Genomic DNA, 19,572 nt, shown 5'->3' on the forward strand with positions numbered 1-19,572 from the left:
AAGATAAATAAAGAATGATGAAACATCAAACATTACGCATTAATTACAGTAAACGAATATCCTTTCATGCTTTTGTTTTGTTGCTATTATTAAACCAAAACGGATTCAGTCAGCAATTTAAAAATAGTAAAGTTTTATCTTTCGAAAAAGCAGATAGTGTTGTTGTTTCAAAAATATATTATCGCGCCAAAGAGTCCAGTGCCCCTTTGGCTAAAAATTTTGTACCCTCAAAAAAAGATTCTATTACAGGAGAACTGACACTTCCATATTATAAAACAGAAAAAGACACTATTTACGAATTATCCAGGCGCAAGTTGAGCACTAAAGAGTTGATTACTTTAAATAATCATTTGCAAAACAAAAAGTCATTTAGCCAAAAAGGTGTTGCCTTACAGCATCATTACGATTATGAAATCAACTACTACCAAAAAGGAGTTGTATTTCAGTACGTTCGGATTTCATCACTAACGAATAAAATAAGTATTTCGCGAAACGGATGCAAAAGTGTTTTAGATGAGAATAAACAAGAAATAGATCCGTGTTTGTTTTACGGAAGTGTAACTACTCCTTTAAAAAACTACATTTTGAAATTAGAAACAAAGTAGTGTAGTGCATCAAAAAAAATCCTCTTTTAGCGCTGTAAGATTAAGTTATAGCCGTAAGAATAGGCTATTTCTATTCAAAATAAAATCTTATTAATTTTTGTAACAATTAAATGAAATAATAGTAAGTATTTTTTTATTTTTGAAAGTAAAAAACATATATTTATTGCGCGGTATTAAGAAGATTATTCACGCCAGATATAGACAACCAGAAAGTAAATCTGTTCCTGTTTTATAGCAGTATAAAACATTTTTTAAAGTTTAAAATAGGATAACAGAATATAAAATCTATTAGATAAAGAAATAAATAATGAGACAAGAGCGAATTAAAGACAGAGTACTAAAAAGAGCAGCAAGATCATGGGGCTTTTCAGATGTTGAAATGGAAACTTCATTTGACCCTGTAGTATCTATGATGTTAAATGCACTATCGTACGAGTTAGAGAAAGTAGCACATGAACTTGAAGATTCTAAAACCAGAGTAGTAGAAAGAGTATTGGAAATCATGTTTCCGGAAGTTACTTCGGGTGCAAAACCAGCCCGCGCCATTATGCATGCTTCGCCAATCGACAACAATATTAAAGTTTCGCTGCAAAACCAGATGATGGTAAACAGACGAATGCATAACATTTACAATCCGCTTGAGCCAATTACCAAAGAAATTGCCCTTTCGCCAACGCTGGAAGTGAAACTGGCAATGGGTGAGGTAAAGTACATCGCGTATGAAAGAAACTTGTTTGAGGTTTCTAATGTATTCTATAAAGATCCAATAAGAGATTACAAACATTCGTTGCCTTCAGGAGAAGTTTTTCTGGGAATAGAATTAAGAGATGGAACTGTATCTGAATTAGAAGATTTGATGTTGTACATCGATATCAAAAATACACACCAGAAAGAAATGTTTCATTACTATTTAAAGCAAATGAAATGCTTTCAGGACGATGTAGAAATTAAGGTAGAACAAGGATATAACGTTCCGGTAAACAATCTGGATATCGAAAACATCATCAATCGTAATTATACGCACCTTAGCGAGTTTATGCAGGAAGTAAACGAATATTATTTTGATAATTTTTATACGTTTAAAGGAGCCTTAAAACATAAAAAAATACAGGAGTACAGACAGGAATACCAGGTTTTTCAGGATGTAACTGTAAAAAATGACAATCCTATCATTTGGGTAAAGATGATTTTCTCAGAATCATTGATCCCTCAGGTATTGGACAATGTTTCTTTTACCGCGAATTGTTTTCCGGTAATCAATAAAAAGCGTCATGTCATTAATAAAACAATTAACGGATTTTTATCCTATGTAGCACTTGATACAGGTAACAATATCTACCTTGATGTTGATGCAGTAGTAGATGGATATGCTAACAATTTTGAGATAAAAGAGTTTAAAGATGGTGTGATCGAAGAAGGAAGCGCTGTATTGCGTACTGGTGGAGTCTCCAGGTTCGATTCCCGAAGCGCATCAGAACTGTTGCAGAATGTATTGGATTTATTAAAAGATGAAAGTTCTTCTTTTGCCGGTTTGGGTAAAGATTTCATGAATAGTGCCTTAATCGAGATCAATCAGTTGTTGGCTTCTGTAGAGCAACAGGCAAAAGAAAGCAGTTTTTCTAAGAATAACGATCCTTATCTAATGATTAAGCCAAAAGTGGAAGAAACTACAGGAAAATCATTTAGCATCAGTTATTGGTCAACTTGTGCAGAGGAAGGAAACGATATTAAGGCCGGTACAATCTTGGATTGTAAAGACGATTTATTCTTTGTGAGTAAAGAAGCTGTCTTAGTAACCAATACAGTAGGAGGAACCAACAAACAAAATAATAAAGACCGTATTCTCGCTTATCGTAATGCTTTATTAACGCGTGGTCGTGTGGTAACGTTTGCAGATATTAAAGCTTTTGGCTTTAATCACTTTAAAAGTTGTATTACGGATATTAAAATCGAAAAAGGAACACGTAAAGAAATATCTGTAAAAGCAGGTTTTAGCCGTACGGTTGATATCCATTTGAAAGTAGATTTGACTGAAAAAGGATATTTGTCGGTTACAGAATGGGAATATTTATGCGAAAGCTTCATGAAAAATCTAAAAAACAGATCTTCGAATGTATTTCCGTATCGATTATTTATCGAGGAATAGGGGATAACGACCGAAATTAGGTTCTGGTTTTAATTCTTGAATATTTTTTTTGATTTTTTTTAAGTTTTAAAATATTGAATATGTGGGTACTAGTTCCGGATCGATAAAAAGAGCGAAAAAAAAATAGTTTTCATGCTTTTTTATCTAAAATATAGTTCTATATTTGCACCCGCAATGAGGTAATAAAAAAAACGAAGTTCTTTTCACTACTAGATTTGTAAATGGACGCATAGCTCAGCTGGATAGAGCACCTGCCTTCTAAGCAGGCGGTCGAAGGTTCGAATCCTTCTGCGTTCACAAGAAGCCTCTCATTTTGAGAGGCTTTTTTGTTATGTGTAAAATCGTAAATCAAATGAATTATTTTTATATTTTATTTTCAGAAAATTTGAATCAATATTATGTTGGTCATACTTCTGAAAGTTTGGAAGAACGTTTACGTAAACACTTATCAAATCATTCTGGATTTACAGGAAAGACAAAAGATTGGATCGTAGTTTATTTCGAAGAATTTGAAACCAAATCATTAGCTTATAAACGGGAATTAGAAGTTAAGAAATGGAAAAGTAAAGTACGAATTATAAAATTGATAAAAAGCTCAGCTGGGTAGAGCATCCCGATTTTAATCGGGACGGTCGAAGGTTCGAATCCTTCTGCGTTCACAAGAAGCCTCTCATTCGAGAGGCTTTTTTGTTTTTATGCCTTTTGTTTCTACATTTTATATGTTTTGACTAACATGAAAATAGAAGTGAATAATGATGAAAAGTCGGATTTGTCATTTACTACACAGATGAAACTGATTCGCTATGCGAAAACGCGAATTAATACGGATTTTATATGCGCATTTTTGTCCTTTCGACGTCAGGAGAAATCTTCGCAAGAAACTCCGCAAATTGAGTAAACCATTATTGAATTGATCTTATTCAAGACCTGCAAACTTAAAAGGTTGTGTTACTTTAAAGTTAATTAAAGAGTCTCCGGAATAGTTTTCATTACTTTCTAAACTGAGTTTTCTTGTTTTAGCTTTTTCACTAAAATCGATTTTACTAAACTCTACCCATATTACATTCGGATTTAGAACATTGTCAAAGTAATAAATAAGATTTTTTTGATCCGAAACGGTTCTCCATCTCGTCGAAGAAATATTTGGTTCGGTTGGTGAGGAAATTCCAAGTGGAACAGAGCAATTTCGAATAACGCTAAATACACTCGCGGTTGCTACTCTTGTGTTATCTGTTTTGGGAATAGCATCAATGTAATAGGATGCTCTTGTGAATCTGTCAGCTGCTCTGTTAGTTCCGGGAAGCATAATAGTTCCGGGGATTCCTTTCCAGTAGCTGTTTATTGCTAGTTGCTCTTCAAAAATAGGAGAGTTTGTCATTACAACAAATTTTTTATCATGATGTATCACTAATTTTCCGTTGATATATTCTAAAATGGCATTGTCTCCTGTGGGATCAGAAATAGAAAGATGAACTGTTGCGAAAATATCTGTTCCGGGAATATGCGAGGAAACAACCGAAAAATCAATTTTTTCAAATGCATTTACTGCTTCTGATACTGTAGCAAAATTGTCAAGAGTATATTGTAGCCAAAGAGAAACAGTGAGACCTTTTTTTGTTCCATTTTTTTCGAAACTAGGAAATTCCGACTCAGCCAGCCATAAAAGATTGCCGACCAAACCTTTTTCATTCATTCCATCAGATGCAGCTATATCCCAAGAACTGGTTATAACACTTCCATATTTCGACTTCCACTTTACAGAATTAATCCCGGTTTCACCATTCCTTTCGATTCCTCGCGGAAAGATCCATAGATTGGCTGGAATATCCGTTTTCCAATCCATAGAGCGTGCTGTCATAATCATTCCATTTAATCCTTTATATACAATCCTTGTACAGGCAATTGTATCTTGACTTAGAATTACCAGAGTTAGTAAAGTAAAAGTTATCAAAATTTTGTTTTTTATTTTCATCGATGCGTCTTTTAAAATTACATTATACTTCCTTAAATTAAATATATGGATTATGCTTTTAAGTAAAACTTTTAGATGTTAAATTTGTGCTTAAATAATTAATAAAGAATGTTTTAAGTTATTACTAAAGTACAAATTAAAACAACACCTGTACAATTTTTCATATAAAATTAATTGGATTGTAATTATTTAGCTATTTCAATAATTGACTATTTAATTTACTTTTTCAAATAACATTTTATTTGCTCCCATATCAATTTCCTGTTTCAATAATTGATTGGTTTTAGAATCAAAATAATAGGTGTTAATGACTTTGTTGTCTGAAATGTCATCTGTTACCGTAACGATCCATACCGATTTGTTAGCGTAGGAACCTTTTTGAGTGTTGGTTATGTTTGCTTTCAGAATTCCGGTTTTCTTCATTGGATTATAATCGAAAATGGAGATTTCTGTTTTGTAGTTTTCTTTTAGCGGAAGCCAGCGAATTATTTGCGGATAAAGGTTACTGTCAAAAAAATCTCCTGTTGTCTCTTCGTTGATCTCTGTTTTTTTGTTTCTAATTTTATCCAGATAAAAACCTGTCGTTTGTTTTCCAAAATTAAGTTCGATATCTCTTTGCATGTTGACCGAAGTATGTTTTACAGCCTTTAGTTTAGTAAGTTCCGCAATAGTTTCATCAATCCAGTCTGGTTTGTTTTTCATTTTTACCGTAGTGGTAATTGTCAGTGTGTTTTTTGTTTTGGAGATTTTAGTAAATACTTTTCCAATTTCCATTTTTGTTGTATCACGAACGGCAAACCAATTCATTTCATACTCTTCATTTTTAATTCGCGATTCAATTATTTCATTTTGACTCGGGGATTGTGCCTTTTTCTGAGCATTAGAAGTTAAAAACAACAGAGAAAAAGCTGCTGTAAGGAGCAGCAACGGTTTTGTAGATTTCATAGGATTAAGTTTGTTTGTAACAATTAGTATGTGGAAATAAATAAAAGTTACAGCTAAACTGCAGGACACTTTAGGTAAACTACATTGCTATTCTGTTTTACTTTTTTGTGTTTTTGTCTTTAATAGAATGTTAAGTGAACGAATAGTTTTCGTGTTATAAGTTAATAATGACTATAACTTTGAATGTAAGTGCAAAGAGTAGTTTTATTTGTTACCTTGCTTCAAATCCTAGAAAAGAGACTTATGAATAAAACTGGCCCGATAATAATAATAGAAGACGATCAGGATGATCAGGATTTTTTAGCAGATGTTTTCCAAGGACTTCAGTATAAAAATGAGATTATTTTTTTTAGCGATGGAGAGCAGGCATTAGATTATTTAACAAAAACCACCATCGAGCCTTTCATTATATTTTCAGATATCAATATGCCAAAATTAAACGGAATAGAGCTTCGGGCAAAAGTTCATGAAAATGAAGATTTGAGAATGAAGTCGATTCCATATTTGTTTTTTTCAACAGTTGCCGAGCAACAGCATGTTGTCGACGCTTATTCAAAGTCAGTTCAGGGCTTTTTTGTAAAGCCATCTGATTTTAACAAGATGAAAGATATGATAAAAAATATAGTGGAATATTGGCAAAATTGTGTTTCACCAAATTATATAAAATAGACAGATTACCATTATTTTTAAGTCACTTATTTACAACTAAGAATCTTAACAACCATAGCATATGACGCTGATATCAAAAGAGAAGTTTTCTAAAGCAGCCGGCCTTTCTAAAATTCCTATTCCAGGGCTTTCGTCTTATTTAATGAAAGTAATGAAAATTAACAATTTAAATACGATGGTAGAACAGGCAGGTAATCTCGAAGGAGAAGCTTTTGCCAATTATGCCTTAACGACAATTGGCGTAAAAGTGCAATTTACTGCTGCCGATTTGCTGAATATCCCTGCAAAGGGCGCTTTTATTGTTATTGCCAATCATCCTTATGGTGGTATTGAATCATTGGCTTTGTTAAGTACAATTGCCAAAGTACGTCCGGATACCATGTATATGGGGAATTTTTTACTGAAAGAAATTCCAAATCTTGAAAAATGTATTATTGCTGTAAATCCGTTTGAGAATGTACAAAATTCGGCAAGTATTACAGGATTAAAAATGACGCTGAAAGCGCTCGAAGACGGTATTCCTGTGGCCATATTTCCTGCCGGAGAAGTTTCTTCATATAATTTTAAAACCAGCGAAATCACAGATCAGGAATGGCATCCTGTGGTAGGCAAGATTATCTGCAAAGCCAATGTGCCTATTTTACCGGTTTATTTTCATGGCAATAATGGTATTTTCTTTAGTATGCTAAAGTCTATTCATCCTATGCTGCAAACTTCAAAACTGATTTCTGAACTTTTCAACAAGCAAGGACATGAACTAAAAATGACGATTGGTAAAACAATTTCGTTAGCTGGTGCAAGAGGTAAGGGTTTTGATTCTTTACTCTTAAAAGATCTTAGATGTAAACTGTATGCACTCAAAAATCAGTCGTATAATTAGTTTTTTTAGATTAAGCTAAGCTTTGTGTTTATGTAAGATACGCAGATGACGCGGATTCGCTATGCGAAAACGCTGATTTACACGGATTTTTTTACGAGTGCTTTTTGCACTCATTTTGTACACTTTCTTTGTACATTAAGGAATACTCTTCATACAATAAAAAGGGATGATTTTAAATCATCCCTTCCTGTAAACATTAAGACATCTCAAGTTTTCTTTCAATAAAATAAAATATCTAAAAAGTTATATTTTTAAACTTATATTGATTGATAAACTTTGCTCACTATTTTCCACTGATCTCCATCTTTTACTAATGTAAACATATCGGCATACTTGTTGGCACCAAACTGAGATTCAATTCTGGCAATAGCGACATTTTTTTCTACATTTAAGTATGTCAATTCATAATGTGCTTCCATCGGTTCGCCGTTATCAAAGCCATCATACAATACCTTTATCGGTACACTTTTCAAAACACCATTCTCTGTCCATGACATAGTTGCTGTATCAGCAAAAGCATTTGCCGTAATTTTGCCGTCAGCTTTACGGCCTCCTTCTACATAAAAATCTATAGCACGAATAACACCTTCTTTTTCTTCTTTTGTAACTTCCATAATTTGATTGTTTTTAATTGATTTATTTCCATTATTGCATGACAGCAACAGGCTAGACGCTATTACGAGTAATGCGAAAATTTTTCTTTTCATTTTATACATTTTTCTTTTAGGTATTGATTGAATTAAGCTTCTATTTGTACCCAGCCCTCCAGTTTTTCGAATATTGCCATTAACTTTGCGGGGATTTTTTTCTCTTTTACTGTCGCTAGTTTAAGAATTGAAGTAATTTTATCTTCTTCTCCGTTTTGAGTTAATTCTACCCAATCCGGATTAACAATCAAAGTTCTGCCAATTGCCACCATAGAAACACCATATTCTACAACTTGATCAGCCATTGCAGGTGTTGTAATACCTCCGGCAACAAGAACAGGAACTCTGTTGTTTACATAATTGTTTAGCGTAACAGATATAGGTTCTTTAGAAATTTCTGAATCAATTGGTTTTTGGTTGACGGCATCAAACAAAGAAAAATGTAAATAATCAATTTTTTCTTCAATTAATTGATCTATTAGATTGAACGTATCTGGAAGTCCATAAGTTTGTTGTGGCAATTCTTCCGGCGAGATTCGGTAACCTATAAGAAAAGGACGATCAGCATATTTTGAAACTATATTTTTTACTTCTCTTAAAATTTCCAGACTAAATCGCAAACGATTTTCAAGAGAACCTCCCCATTCATCATTTCTATTATTAAAAAAAGGTGAAATAAAATTTTGAAGCAAGAATCCGTGTGCCCCGTGAATTTCTACACCATCAAAACCAGCTTCAATTGCTCTTCTTGTAGTTTCGCCAAATGCTTTTATGATTTCCAGAATTTCATTTTTACTCAATTCTTTTGGAAGATTTTCTTTTTCAGAAAGCAGTATAGGCCCACTTAAAATGGCACTTGCACTTACTACTTTACCATCTGGAATAAGCCCTGGAATTGCTTTATTACCGGCGTGAAACATCTGTAAAATTGCAGGTGCTCCACCACTTTTAGAAGCATCTGCTAATTTCTTCAAACTTGGAATAAAAGTATCATCATATCCTGCAAATTCGTGGGTAAAACCAATGCCGTTTGCCATCACATGCGTACATCCTGTAATTACTAAACCAACACCATTTACTCTTTTTTTGTAATATTCTACTTCTTCATCAGATATACTGAAGTCTTCATTAGATGCCCAAGTAGTCATAGGCGACATTACAATTCTATTTTTTAAACTAATTCCATTCCCAAATAACAAGGGAGCAAACAACTTATCATATTTATTCATTACTTAATTTTTTGAACATAATTTACTGTGCAGCTTAACAGAATAATTAAGTTCTATTTCTAAAACAAAGGTACAATGACTAAAGAGTGGTGTTTTTTCTAATTAGCTCAAAGATTTTTTCTAATTAGTCCTTTTTGAAATTGGAAATATGAAAATTGGAAATTTGTTTATTAAGAAGATTTAATGTTGAGGTGCTACTTTATTATTTATAAGAGTTTTAATCTTTCGATTTCGCCCAATTAATACTCTTGTATGATTGAGTTTAAATTTATTAACTAACGGGAGATACTGGGTGCCTGTCCGTGAAATTCTTTGTATATTCTTGAAAAATGAGAGACATTTTCAAATCCTAGGGAATAACAGATATCTGAAACCGACAAAGCTGTAGTTTCCAGCATATCTTTTGCTTTTTCTAATCTTTTTTCTCTGATCCAGGTTGCAGGCGCAACATTGTATATATTCTGAAAATCTCTTTTAAAACTTGATAAACTTCTGCCGGAAAGATAAGCCAGTTCAGCAACAGAAACTGGTGAAGCATAATGCTGTTCTACCACATTACGGATATCAGTTTTTACAGGCTCGTGCAATTGGAGAATTTGTAAAAACATATTTCGGTTACATTCTGCAACATCATAAAGTAATTCCATAATCTTCAGGCGAAGCTGTCCGGGATGAACCACAGAATGATCAAAAAAGTAAGGTTTTAGAGAATAGACAAATGCAACCAAACATTCATTCATTGGGTAAACTCCTGTCTTAATTTCTCCCTCAGGTTTTGATACCTTAATTTCAGAGGTTGATAAAAATGATTTTAGCACATCATCTTTAATACTGAACATGAAACTATCGTAAATATTATCATTTTCAGTATTTCCAAATTTATGATACTTTACAGCAGTTGCTTTTTTTAGCAAAATCATATCATTCTTGCCGAGCTTATATTCCTGTTTTCCATAATTCAGGACAACGGAGCCTTCAAGAACAATTAGCAGTAGATGCTGTTCTAAGTACATGATTCCCTTAGCTTCTGTACTGTGTATACACTGTTCTATAACGGAACAGCCATCTAACATCAGGAAGTTTTGCGGCGCATCACAACCAATTAGAGAAGTTGGAACTTTAATCATTTTCTTCATACTGCAATTATTAAAGCTTTAAAGCAATTTTAATTTTATTTTGGAATTAATCCAAACATTATAAACTTAAACTGCAAAGATACAAGCATTCAGAAAAACAAATTTTTCTTTTTAGTCCAAATATTTTGCTCTTTTAGTCCGGAAACGATTCATTCATTTATAAGTAGAAAATATTATGTAAAAATGCTTAGGACTTAATAACGAATCTACAGTATACATTACTATTTAAACAATTGATAGGCAGTATTTCTAAAAAAAGGAGAAAGGAATTTATAGTGTAGGGATTAAACATTAATAGTATTAAAGCCAATACATTAAAATTAGTCTCTTATTATAATTTATCCCTTCTTAAAAATCTATTATGAGCTAATTCTCGTAAATAATAGATAAAAGCAATTGTCATGGAAACATTACCAATTTTTGTTATAAGAGTTTTGCATATACTTGCCGAAAGATACGGCATGAGTTGTGCTTTAGAAGAGCTTACGAGTCTTTTAACTCCTGTTTTTAATGCCAGGACACCATTTAAAGACAGTATATCTAATGAAAAGGAAAATCAAGCTAGAGTGCTAGATGCTTTACTACTTTTGAATAATGAGGGATTTATTTTTTTAAATTCAAATTCTAACCAAAGTACAATAAGTATAAAAGGTTTAATTGTATTAGATAATAAGATCTTTTGCAATTAGTTTAATTTTGTTTTTACAGATCTTCAAAAGCATGTAATTAGAAGATCAGAAGAAAATACAGATGAGATGCAATTTGTAAAGACAGGCTTTAACGAACTTGAATATAAAAACCTTTACAATTGGTTGGTAAACTTTTTGAAAACAAAATTCAAAAAGTTTGTCTGGTTTACCAAAAAACTAAATTAAACTAAACCAAATTTTCCAATCCAAAAGCAGCAATTTGATCGATGATGGGTAAGGTTTTCAAACCTAGTTCTGTCAATGTATATTCTACCCTTGGAGGGATTTCCGGATAAGCCTTTTTAGCGACCAGTTTGTTTTCTACCAGAAAATTCAATTCCTGAATCAACATTTTTTCACTAATACCCACTACAGCTCTTTTAAGTTCTCCATATCTGATTGTTCTGGTATTAATCTGATATAAAATCATCATTGTCCATTTACCGCTCAAAATATTCAATGACTTTTTTACAGGGCAGTTTGTGTCACACGCATTAATTATTTTTAGATTTTTTTCCATTGATTTTCAGTATTTCTAACCATTTGGTAAGTACCAAACTAAAACGTAAGTACTTGTACAAAAGTAAGTTATTAATTAGTTTTACCGAAATTTCAAAACAACTAAATCAAAAATAAAATGAAAGTATTAGTATTTGGAGCCACAGGTTCACAGCAATTTTATGTAATTGGAGAAGCAAAAAATAAAGGTGCAGAAGTATACGCTGTAACAAGCTCAGAAAAAAACTTTTCTAAACTGGAAGGTGCAGGTGCAATCCCTGTATTAGGTGATATGTCAGATAAAGCGAAAATGAAAGAAATCACTAAGGGTATTGATGCTGTTGCTTTACTGATTCCTGTCTCTTTGCCTAATCCGGCAGATGGATTTCAACTTGCCAAAAATGTAATAGATGCAGCTAAAGAAAATGGCGTAAAAATGATAGTTTGGAATACCAGCGGATTTTTGGCACCACAAAAATTAGGAATTCCTATGGAAGATGTAAAGTTAGATACAAAGGAATATCTTAAAAATTGTGGAGTACCTTATGTAATTATTGAGCCGTCTATTTATGCCGAAAATTTGCTGGCTCCCTACACAACTGACTATGTGAAAAAAGAAAGAAAAGTAGCTTACCCGACTCCGGAAAATATGCCTATTGGCTACATTGCATCAAGAGATGTTAGCGCCTTTGTGGCAGAAGCTATCTACAAACCGGAACTATCGGGACAATCATTTCTTGTGAGCGGTCCGGATGACCTCAAAGGAAATGGTCTTGCCGAAAAATTCTCTATTGGTTTGGGTGAAAAAATTGATTTCTATGCAATGCCGCCACAAGAGTTTGGAGATAAATTAAGCATTCTTGTTGGAGAAGAAAGTGCCAGAGGAGTACAAGGATATTATGAAATGTTGGCCAGTCTTCCTGTATATCCAACAAAATTCAACCCTAACCTGCAAGAGGTTTTAGAAAAATTGCCTGTAAAAATGACTCCAATCGAAGATTGGGTTAAAATTCATAAAGATTTTTTTATTAACTAAGTTGCAAAAAAAAGCAGTAAAAATAGAGAACTATTTTTACTGCTTTTTTAGTTTCATTGTATCTCAAGAGATCAATATTTTGCTTGTAATTTATTTTTTCAAGACTTTATTCATTACAAATCTAAACCTTAAGTAGAGTAAAACAGATGATGTCAACAACCCCAGAGTCAAACCATACCAGATTCCTTTTACTCCTGCATCAAAATGGATACCTACAATATAGGCTACAGGCAGACCAATAAGCCAATATGCCACAAAGGTTATCAAAGTTGGAATGTTTACATCGCCCATTCCTCTTAGTGTTCCTAATCCCACTACCTGAGTACCATCAAAGAGCTGAAATAGCGCAGCAATTATCAATAACTGTGCAGCCAGTGCTATAACACTTGTATCATTGGTTATTAAGTAAGGTAAATATTGATTAAAGAGTGTAAAAACTAAAGCAAAGAACAGCATGAAAATGATCACTAAATGATAGGATGCATAAGCAAACTTCTGAAGTCTTTTGTATTTTTGATTTCCAAAACTATTTCCAACCTTAATAGTTGCTGCCGATGCAAGTCCTCCCGCCATCATATAGGTCATTGACGCAAGTGTTATTGCTGTCTGATGAGCAGCCTGTTCAATTGCACCTATATTACCCGCCATTAAAGCTGCAACTGCAAATACTCCAATTTCGAAAACATACTGCATTGCTACAGGCAATCCTATTTTTACCACTTTTAGAATTTTTGAAAAATCAATAAACTTAACAGAGAAATGTTCTATATAAACCCTAAAATTCTTTGATCGAAGTACATACCACATCATAACCACCATCATTAAAACACGATCTATCAATGTTGCAATTCCTACTCCCAAAACTCCCATTGGCTTAATGCCAAACATTCCCTTTACCAGAATTACTGCGATAATTACATTGAGTATATTTCCCCATATCGTTATAGACATGGCTTGTTTGGTAAAACCCAGTCCTTCTGCAAACTGTTTAAAGGTTTGAAATAGCATTAAGGGCAGGATAGATAAACTTAAAATAAATAAATACGGTTTTGCCGTTTCTACAACCTGAGGATCCTGCTTCGCATGCTGCATGGCAAACATGGAACCATAATAGACTACTATAAAAAGAAAAATAGCAGACGCGACATTTAGCCATAAGCTGTTAGAAAGAAGTTTGGCGCATTCTTTAAAATTTGATTTCCCATTTTCCTGCGCAATCAAAGGTGTCAATCCGTAGGCAACGCCTAATCCAATTACCAAAACTACCATGAAAACAGAATGAACCAGCGAAACTGCTGCTAAGGATATAGTTCCTGCATAATGTCCTATGATAACGGTATCGACAGTCTGCACCAAGGTATGCCCGAGCTGAGAAATTACGACAGGTCCTGCAAGTGCTATTGTACTTTGGTAATATATCTTATTGGATTTGTAATTTTTGATCATATTAAAAAATTTACTGCCTTAAGGAAGATTTTGTTTTATGAAATTTGACTGTTGCCATTTTTCTTCAATTAATTAATATGTTGAAATCGTTTCTCTTACTTTATTTATAAGAAGGAGGCTCAAATATTATAATTAAAGCAAATTTACAACTTCATTTGCAAATTACTCCTAACAAAAAAATGAGCAATAATAAATTACCGCTCATTTTATAATAGTGATTACTTATTTCCCCTTTATTTTTCGACAGCAAATAATCCTTTGCTGTTGTAATTCGGCTCTACTATAAATAAAAAAGAAGCCCTGTGTGTGTCAGCATCAACAGGGCTTCAAACTATCAAAATTTAAAAGAAACTTCTTTTGGTGGACACTTTTTAACTAATACAGTCCCTTTATAAATTGATAATCCTTTTCTAGTGGGTTTTCTTGATTGTTAATTTCCTTAGACTTTACAAGCTGAAGGGTAACGGATTTTATTTTTATCAGAAAAACAATTGCAAGAAGAACAAAAATTAAAATCATAATGGAAAAAACTTGAGTCATACTATATTATTTTAAGTTAGAAATTCGATACTGCTGCTTTTTATTTATTTGATATTTAGGATATATTCCGAAAGCTGATCTAACTGCTTTTGATCCAGCTGCGATTCAAAACCGGGCATTTGCGGATAATCGGGACGTTTCTTTCCGGGATTCTTTATCCATTTTTGTAAATCTGCAATATTGCCTTTATAGATTTTTGCCATTTCTAAAACGGGCGGTCCCACTAATTTTTCATCTATTTTATGACAGGAAGCACAATACTGACTGAATACTTTCTGACCTTTCTCAGCTTCTGTCATAGTTGCCGATGCTTCTCCTGCTTCCTGAGCTTTTACTTTGGCGACAGCTTCTTTTTTCAGAATCTGAAATTCAGCGGTTTTAATTTTTACCAGCTCCTGATGTTTTTCCAGTGCATTAGCTCTGTATATCTGTCTGCCAGATCCCATGCATAAAACTGTGATGCCCAGCAGCATTGCTATTTTATAAAAGTCTTTTTCAATATTTTCTTTTTCTCCTGTAAGTCTCTTCCATATCAGCCACATAGCCGGAATGGCAAAAGCAACTCCCGAGAAAATGATCAAAATCAGATTCCATCCCATACCTTTAGAAGGCAAAGTCAGCAATACCAGCGGACCAATCAAAAACTGGCAGACAGAAGCTGTCAGCGCAAGAGAATAGCCTTTCTTTTGCATATCATATCGGGTAAATTGCTGGTATATCGCTTCAAACGGGTAACTTTTACGGCTGTTATACCAAAATAAAAACAATCCTGTAACAGCGAGTGAAGACAATATAAAATGCAGGTATCTCGGAAAAACATTTGGTAGAAACAGTGCATCAACAAATCCTTTTACTATTCCCCATTTTTCTGGGAAGAGCATTAAATTAATGTTGGTTAAAAATATAAAAGGAATAAACAGGAAGATCACGGTTGCCAAAGCCAAAATTGAAATATGAACTGCTTTGTGATTCTCTAATGTCTCCCAGGTATATTTGTGCAGATAAGTAAGCAGAAATGCTACAGTTACCAATGGTATCACCGCAATCCACATCAAGCCTGTGAGAGCATTTGCCGAGTAAAAATAGATTGTGTACAAAACATTAATACTCAAAAGGGGAGCAATACCCAGTACAACGGCGATACTTTTGTTAACCGTTATTGTTTTGGCTATTTCGTGAGCAAGGGTGTCGTATTCTTTATTTTTAAGTCCTTTGATCTGAGCTATTAAAGCCAAAATGGAACCGCCAAGCATCAGGTTGACAAAAAGAATGTGCAATAGAAATGACAGCACCAGAACAACCACAAAAAACCATTCAGGCATTGGCAGCGGCAGTGGAATATCTTTTGGAACCGGAACGTTATTTTGTAACGCAATATATAAATTGATCATTTTTAAACTTTATTATTTTTTAATTGTTAAAACTGCCTGTGTATTTTGAAGCTCACTCACTTTTACGCCTTCAGATTGTGCTCCCTCCAGTACATCACCTGTATCCTGAATGTTGCGGATATAGGCGGCGAGTGCTTCACTTTCTTCCTGAGTACCCGGAAATGGAGGCATATAAGTACGTCCGTTGTGCATATTGGGTATATAAGAAGCCATCGAATTAATGTCCAAAGGTTTTCCTATTCCGTACATGCGCTCAAAAACATAGACAACACTATTGACACCTTGCGCCGTATGACAGCGGCTGCAGGCAATTGCAAAAACATTTCTGCCGGCTTCAATTTTATTTTCAGGCGTTATTTCGGTAACTGTAGTGTAGGTTGCATTTTTAAGAAGTCCAAATTGCTGGTAAACAGGATAATCTTCCTCAAGTAACAGGTTAGAATACATGTAACCTCCAATTACATACGGTTTTCGAACAAATTCACGTACTCTTTCAAAAAAACCAAGATATCCAAATGCCATCAGTACTGGGAAAAGAACAATATAACTTTTAATCCATTTGGCTTTATAAACACCCAGAATGGCCATTATTAAAGACGATGCTATTCCAAATAATATAAAATACTTCATTAAATCGTAGTACTTATTAAAATCCATTGTACCTACAGCTGTACTCATATTAGCGGTCATAGCATCAGGAATGGCATTATAATAAATCACTGCTCCTAAAAGCGAGATCGGAGCCCAGAGAATGATCCATTTCGAAACGTATTTCACTGCCTTGAGTCTTACGTCAGTTCCTTTTTTAAAGAACAGCGTAACGAGCATCATTCCAAAACTTCCCGCTACAAGCATGGCAGTTGGCGTTCGGAACAATAGCTGAGGGAGGTAAATAGGATTGGTAAAACCATTAAGCAGACTCTTTTGCGTGTTCCAGTTTCCGGGATCCATCATAAAACTCAAAATGGAAACAATGATCGCCATAGTAATCCAGGAGAACAAACTTAAAAACCATCCGAAACGAATGTGCAATAACTTAGCTCTTAACGATGTGTTGCTGCTCTTCCATGTCAGAAAGTAAATCATAATCAAAATTACTTCGGTAACAAATACCAGCCATTCTACAAACCACGCCCAATAAAAAACACGAATCAAACTTCCGATCGATGTGGGACTGACAAGCGCAACCGAGAACCAGATACCAACTCCGGTCATAGCACCTAAGGTTGTGGTGATGATAAAAGCAACTTTCATCATATTATAAATTCTATTGTCCCAGTCTAAATTAGTAATCTGCTCTCTGCCGCTGTTTTTTACCCCTTTTTGTTCAAGCCATGTAATAAGCGGCATAAACCCCACAGCTAAACCATGATTAATCATTACGTGAATAATGGCGATGATAGCGATAAGCATTCTATTATTAAGCCAGTCTAAATGAAACATTGGAAAATCCATAAAATAATCTGTTTTTATGCTGCAAATTTCAGTCAGTAATCCGGAAATTGCTAAAAACAAAAAAGCGGGAAGTTTAAAAAAACGGTACTTCCTGATTCATTAATTGTACTTTCTATACCGTAGTTTATTCCGCTTAATTTAGTTTTTCAATTCTTTGTATTTGTTAACTACACCATTCTTCTGAAAGTGTAGAAATACATCCTAATTCAAACTGCAACAACTAAAAATAAATACCTAAAAAACAACAGATTAAAACAGCTAAACGAATTATTTCTGCGAAAGTTTAGTACCATTTTTAAACTACGATAGTTTCAGGTAGGGAAAAATCCTCTTTTGCTGTTATATATAAGTATTGAAGAATAATAAACGGAAATGCCGAACACCGTTTTACAAAGTAGGCAGATTTAATTTTAAACAAAGAAATGGAGAATCAATTTAAATCATTGGTGATGCTATTTACAGCAGCCCTTTTGGTTTCTTGTAACGGCGAAACAAAAACAGAAAAACCAAATTTACATTCTACCGAAAAAGAAGCTGTCAAACCTGTAGTCTCTCATGTAATGACTAAGGAAGAACAAACCAGACTTACGCCTGACGCAATTTTAGAGGAATTTATAACAGGAAACAAGCGTTTTCAAAGCGGTACGACTACTGTTCGCGACCATAGTAAACAAGCCAGAAAATCGGCACCGGGTCAGTTTCCTAAAGCTGTTGTATTAAGCTGTGTTGATAGCCGAGTACCGGTTGAAGATGTATTTGATCAGGGCTTGGGCGATATTTTTGTGGGACGAGTAGCCGGAAATTTTGTAAACGAAGATTTATTAGGAAGTATGGAATTTGCTTGCAAAGTGTCTGGTGCAAAATTGATTTTAGTAATGGGACACCAGCATTGCGGCGCTATAAAAGGTGCAATTGATGATGTTAAACTCGGAAATATTACCACTATGCTTTCAAAAATAAAACCCGCTGTAGCAATGAGTCAGGATTTTAAAGGTGATAAAACCTCTAAAAATGACGAATTTGTAAAACACGTTTCAGAAAACAACGTTCTTTATGCGATGGATCAGATTCGTAAAAAGAGCCCAATTCTAAAAGAAATGGAAGATAAAGGAGAGATAAAAATCGTAGGTGTATTTTATAATTTGACAGATGGAACGCTTCAGTTTTTAAAATAAAAAGCTTCGGCATTATTTTAAAACACATTCTGATCTAAAATACAGTGACTTTACATAAAAAAGGCTGGGAAGTTGAACTTTCCAGCCTTTTGTTTGCTATAAGCAGACGAAACTATTTCTGATTCTTTGCCAGATATTCATCCGGTTTTTTCATGAAGTCATCTTTGCAGACTGAGGAACAAAAACCGTATAATTTCCCTTTGTAAGTAACCGTATCACTAACGCCATATTTGCTGATATCCATGTTACAGCTAAAGTCTATTTTGCTGGCATACGTTAATTTATCAAGCGGGTTGTTAGGATTTTTATACGTTGTTTCGGATTCCATAGTATGAGGATGATCGTGAGGATGTGCTTTTTCCTCTTTTTTATTACAGCTTAATACAGCGGTAAGGACAACAATAAGAAGGATTTTTTTCATAATAGTGAGTTTTGATTATTATTTTATCAAAGTAGAATTATAGCGGGCGTTAACCTCATTCCAGTTGATGACATTCCATATAGCCGATAAGTAATCGGCTCGTTTGTTTTGATATTTCAAATAATAGGCATGCTCCCAGATGTCGATACACAAAATAGGAATTCCTTTATTTTGTGCATCATCCATTAACGGATTGTCTTGATTGGCGGTAGAACTAATCTCTAATTTGTTATTCTTTGATACACAAAGCCATACCCATCCGGAACCAAAACGGGAAAGTGCCGCCTCGTTTAATTTTTGTTTTAAATTTTCAAGACTTCCAAATTTGTCTGTTATTGCTTTTAGCAAATCGGCAGATGGTTTTGTGTTTTTCTCCGGTGTCAATATCGACCAAAACATTTCGTGATTATAGTGCCCGCCTGCATTATTCCTGATTGGAGCAGGTAATGTTGCTATTTTTGAGAATAACTGTTGCAGTGTCATTTTTTCTTCTGCTGTTCCTTGGAGCGCATCATTCAAATTTTTCACATATCCTGCATGGTGCTTACTGTAATGAATTTCCATTGTTGTGGCATCGATGTAAGGCTCTAATGCATTATAACCGTACGGAAGCGGTTTTTGTACAAACTGTGCCGATACTGATAAACACAGCAGCAGCATTACTATTAAAATCTTTTTGTCTAACATGTTTT

General features: G+C 34.0%; 19 protein-coding genes and 2 tRNA genes. 10 read left to right on the top strand and 11 right to left on the bottom strand.

Translation table 11 applies throughout. The features are described 5' to 3' along the window. Nucleotides 1-14 precede the first annotated feature (14 nt). The 5 genes from B0A66_RS18725 to B0A66_RS18745 all read left to right on the top strand — a co-directional run bounded on the left by B0A66_RS18725 (nt 15) and on the right by B0A66_RS18745 (nt 3,407). Complete coding sequence (locus B0A66_RS18725; RefSeq protein WP_123868264.1) at nt 15-605, top strand: hypothetical protein; 591 nt, start codon at nt 15-17, stop codon at nt 603-605. A 307-nt stretch (nt 606-912) separates the two neighbouring features. Next, the gene (locus tag B0A66_RS18730; protein ID WP_089051391.1) at nt 913-2,751 is read left to right on the top strand and encodes a type VI secretion system baseplate subunit TssF; all 1,839 of its coding nucleotides are present in this window, start codon (nt 913-915) and stop codon (nt 2,749-2,751) included. Nucleotides 2,752-2,974: 223 nt separating this feature from the next. Then, nucleotides 2,975-3,048 (top strand) — tRNA-Arg (locus tag B0A66_RS18735). Between the two features lie 34 nt (nt 3,049-3,082). Beyond that, entirely contained in the window at nt 3,083-3,358 is a 276-nt protein-coding gene (locus tag B0A66_RS18740; RefSeq protein WP_244283541.1) for a GIY-YIG nuclease family protein, read from the top strand. Further along, a tRNA-Lys gene (locus B0A66_RS18745) sits at nt 3,342-3,407 on the top strand. Before B0A66_RS18740 ends, B0A66_RS18745 begins: the two co-directional genes overlap by 17 nt. Nucleotides 3,408-3,667: 260 nt before the next feature. Here B0A66_RS18745 and B0A66_RS18750 read toward each other — a convergent pair. Both B0A66_RS18750 and B0A66_RS18755 read right to left on the bottom strand, forming a co-directional pair. Continuing rightward, the gene (locus tag B0A66_RS18750) at nt 3,668-4,723 is read right to left on the bottom strand and encodes a linear amide C-N hydrolase (protein WP_089051393.1); all 1,056 of its coding nucleotides are present in this window, start codon (nt 4,721-4,723) and stop codon (nt 3,668-3,670) included. Between the two features lie 213 nt (nt 4,724-4,936). Then, nucleotides 4,937-5,668 carry a DUF3108 domain-containing protein gene (locus B0A66_RS18755; RefSeq protein ID WP_089051394.1) on the bottom strand — a complete coding sequence of 244 codons (732 nt, stop codon included), beginning with the start codon at nt 5,666-5,668 and terminating at the stop codon, nt 4,937-4,939. Nucleotides 5,669-5,911: 243 nt separating this feature from the next. Between B0A66_RS18755 and B0A66_RS18760 the strand changes: the two genes are divergently transcribed. Together B0A66_RS18760 and B0A66_RS18765 are read left to right on the top strand one after the other, a co-directional pair. Continuing rightward, the gene (locus B0A66_RS18760; RefSeq protein WP_089051395.1) at nt 5,912-6,337 is read left to right on the top strand and encodes a response regulator; all 426 of its coding nucleotides are present in this window, start codon (nt 5,912-5,914) and stop codon (nt 6,335-6,337) included. Nucleotides 6,338-6,398: 61 nt separating this feature from the next. Beyond that, entirely contained in the window at nt 6,399-7,217 is an 819-nt protein-coding gene (locus B0A66_RS18765; protein WP_089051396.1) for a lysophospholipid acyltransferase family protein, read from the top strand. A 257-nt stretch (nt 7,218-7,474) separates the two neighbouring features. Here B0A66_RS18765 and B0A66_RS18770 read toward each other — a convergent pair whose 3' ends face one another. The 3 genes from B0A66_RS18770 to B0A66_RS18780 form a co-directional block, all read right to left on the bottom strand. Then, nucleotides 7,475-7,924: a nuclear transport factor 2 family protein gene (locus B0A66_RS18770; protein ID WP_165766654.1), complete on the bottom strand. Its 450-nt coding sequence runs from the start codon at nt 7,922-7,924 to the stop codon at nt 7,475-7,477. A 32-nt stretch (nt 7,925-7,956) separates the two neighbouring features. Further along, the gene (locus B0A66_RS18775) at nt 7,957-9,093 is read right to left on the bottom strand and encodes an NADH-dependent flavin oxidoreductase (RefSeq protein WP_089051398.1); all 1,137 of its coding nucleotides are present in this window, start codon (nt 9,091-9,093) and stop codon (nt 7,957-7,959) included. A gap of 275 nt (nt 9,094-9,368) precedes the next feature. Next, the gene (locus B0A66_RS18780; protein ID WP_089051399.1) at nt 9,369-10,229 is read right to left on the bottom strand and encodes an AraC family transcriptional regulator; all 861 of its coding nucleotides are present in this window, start codon (nt 10,227-10,229) and stop codon (nt 9,369-9,371) included. A 401-nt stretch (nt 10,230-10,630) separates the two neighbouring features. Here B0A66_RS18780 and B0A66_RS18785 point away from each other — a divergent pair, with 401 nt between their 5' ends. Further along, nucleotides 10,631-10,918 (top strand): hypothetical protein, encoded by a 288-nt coding sequence (locus B0A66_RS18785; protein ID WP_123868265.1) that lies wholly within the window; start codon nt 10,631-10,633, stop codon nt 10,916-10,918. A 187-nt stretch (nt 10,919-11,105) separates the two neighbouring features. Here B0A66_RS18785 and B0A66_RS18790 read toward each other — a convergent pair whose 3' ends face one another. Further along, nucleotides 11,106-11,438, bottom strand: coding sequence for a winged helix-turn-helix transcriptional regulator (locus B0A66_RS18790; RefSeq protein WP_089051401.1), 333 nt, complete (start codon nt 11,436-11,438; stop codon nt 11,106-11,108). A gap of 117 nt (nt 11,439-11,555) precedes the next feature. Here B0A66_RS18790 and B0A66_RS18795 point away from each other — a divergent pair, with 117 nt between their 5' ends. Beyond that, a complete protein-coding gene (locus B0A66_RS18795) occupies nt 11,556-12,452 on the top strand; it encodes an SDR family oxidoreductase (RefSeq protein WP_089051402.1) in 897 nt (298 codons plus the stop codon). A gap of 90 nt (nt 12,453-12,542) precedes the next feature. Here B0A66_RS18795 and B0A66_RS18800 read toward each other — a convergent pair whose 3' ends face one another. The 3 genes from B0A66_RS18800 to B0A66_RS18810 form a co-directional block, all read right to left on the bottom strand. Then, on the bottom strand, nt 12,543-13,898 hold the full coding sequence (locus B0A66_RS18800) for an MATE family efflux transporter (protein WP_089051403.1): 1,356 nt from the start codon (nt 13,896-13,898) through the stop codon (nt 12,543-12,545). Nucleotides 13,899-14,482: 584 nt separating this feature from the next. After that, entirely contained in the window at nt 14,483-15,829 is a 1,347-nt protein-coding gene (locus B0A66_RS18805; protein ID WP_089051404.1) for a c-type cytochrome, read from the bottom strand. A 12-nt stretch (nt 15,830-15,841) separates the two neighbouring features. Continuing rightward, nucleotides 15,842-17,344, bottom strand: a complete 1,503-nt coding sequence (locus B0A66_RS18810) for a c-type cytochrome (protein ID WP_244283542.1) — start codon at nt 17,342-17,344, stop codon at nt 15,842-15,844. A 362-nt stretch (nt 17,345-17,706) separates the two neighbouring features. On the opposite strand from B0A66_RS18810, the gene B0A66_RS18815 reads away from it, so the two are divergent. Continuing rightward, nucleotides 17,707-18,459, top strand: coding sequence for a carbonic anhydrase family protein (locus B0A66_RS18815; protein ID WP_089051406.1), 753 nt, complete (start codon nt 17,707-17,709; stop codon nt 18,457-18,459). 112 nt (nt 18,460-18,571) lie between these two features. Here B0A66_RS18815 and B0A66_RS18820 read toward each other — a convergent pair whose 3' ends face one another. Together B0A66_RS18820 and B0A66_RS18825 are read right to left on the bottom strand one after the other, a co-directional pair. Next, a complete protein-coding gene (locus B0A66_RS18820; RefSeq protein ID WP_089051407.1) occupies nt 18,572-18,880 on the bottom strand; it encodes a YHS domain-containing protein in 309 nt (102 codons plus the stop codon). Nucleotides 18,881-18,898: 18 nt separating this feature from the next. After that, nucleotides 18,899-19,567: a superoxide dismutase gene (locus B0A66_RS18825; protein WP_089051424.1), complete on the bottom strand. Its 669-nt coding sequence runs from the start codon at nt 19,565-19,567 to the stop codon at nt 18,899-18,901. Nucleotides 19,568-19,572 lie beyond the last annotated feature (5 nt).

Origin of the sequence: Flavobacterium hercynium, assembly GCF_002217285.1 — a bacterium.
Classification (GTDB): Bacteria; Bacteroidota; Bacteroidia; order Flavobacteriales; family Flavobacteriaceae; genus Flavobacterium; species Flavobacterium hercynium.

Coding starts and splice junctions, on each gene's coding strand:
- B0A66_RS18725 (WP_123868264.1), top strand. CDS start 15: ATGATGAAACATCAAACATTACGCATTAATTACAGTAAACGAATATCC.
- B0A66_RS18730 (WP_089051391.1), top strand. CDS start 913: ATGAGACAAGAGCGAATTAAAGACAGAGTACTAAAAAGAGCAGCAAGA.
- B0A66_RS18740 (WP_244283541.1), top strand. CDS start 3,083: ATGTGTAAAATCGTAAATCAAATGAATTATTTTTATATTTTATTTTCA.
- B0A66_RS18750 (WP_089051393.1), bottom strand. CDS start 4,723: ATGAAAATAAAAAACAAAATTTTGATAACTTTTACTTTACTAACTCTG.
- B0A66_RS18755 (WP_089051394.1), bottom strand. CDS start 5,668: ATGAAATCTACAAAACCGTTGCTGCTCCTTACAGCAGCTTTTTCTCTG.
- B0A66_RS18760 (WP_089051395.1), top strand. CDS start 5,912: ATGAATAAAACTGGCCCGATAATAATAATAGAAGACGATCAGGATGAT.
- B0A66_RS18765 (WP_089051396.1), top strand. CDS start 6,399: ATGACGCTGATATCAAAAGAGAAGTTTTCTAAAGCAGCCGGCCTTTCT.
- B0A66_RS18770 (WP_165766654.1), bottom strand. CDS start 7,924: ATGAAAAGAAAAATTTTCGCATTACTCGTAATAGCGTCTAGCCTGTTG.
- B0A66_RS18775 (WP_089051398.1), bottom strand. CDS start 9,093: ATGAATAAATATGATAAGTTGTTTGCTCCCTTGTTATTTGGGAATGGA.
- B0A66_RS18780 (WP_089051399.1), bottom strand. CDS start 10,229: ATGAAGAAAATGATTAAAGTTCCAACTTCTCTAATTGGTTGTGATGCG.
- B0A66_RS18785 (WP_123868265.1), top strand. CDS start 10,631: ATGGAAACATTACCAATTTTTGTTATAAGAGTTTTGCATATACTTGCC.
- B0A66_RS18790 (WP_089051401.1), bottom strand. CDS start 11,438: ATGGAAAAAAATCTAAAAATAATTAATGCGTGTGACACAAACTGCCCT.
- B0A66_RS18795 (WP_089051402.1), top strand. CDS start 11,556: ATGAAAGTATTAGTATTTGGAGCCACAGGTTCACAGCAATTTTATGTA.
- B0A66_RS18800 (WP_089051403.1), bottom strand. CDS start 13,898: ATGATCAAAAATTACAAATCCAATAAGATATATTACCAAAGTACAATA.
- B0A66_RS18805 (WP_089051404.1), bottom strand. CDS start 15,829: ATGATCAATTTATATATTGCGTTACAAAATAACGTTCCGGTTCCAAAA.
- B0A66_RS18815 (WP_089051406.1), top strand. CDS start 17,707: ATGGAGAATCAATTTAAATCATTGGTGATGCTATTTACAGCAGCCCTT.
- B0A66_RS18820 (WP_089051407.1), bottom strand. CDS start 18,880: ATGAAAAAAATCCTTCTTATTGTTGTCCTTACCGCTGTATTAAGCTGT.
- B0A66_RS18825 (WP_089051424.1), bottom strand. CDS start 19,567: ATGTTAGACAAAAAGATTTTAATAGTAATGCTGCTGCTGTGTTTATCA.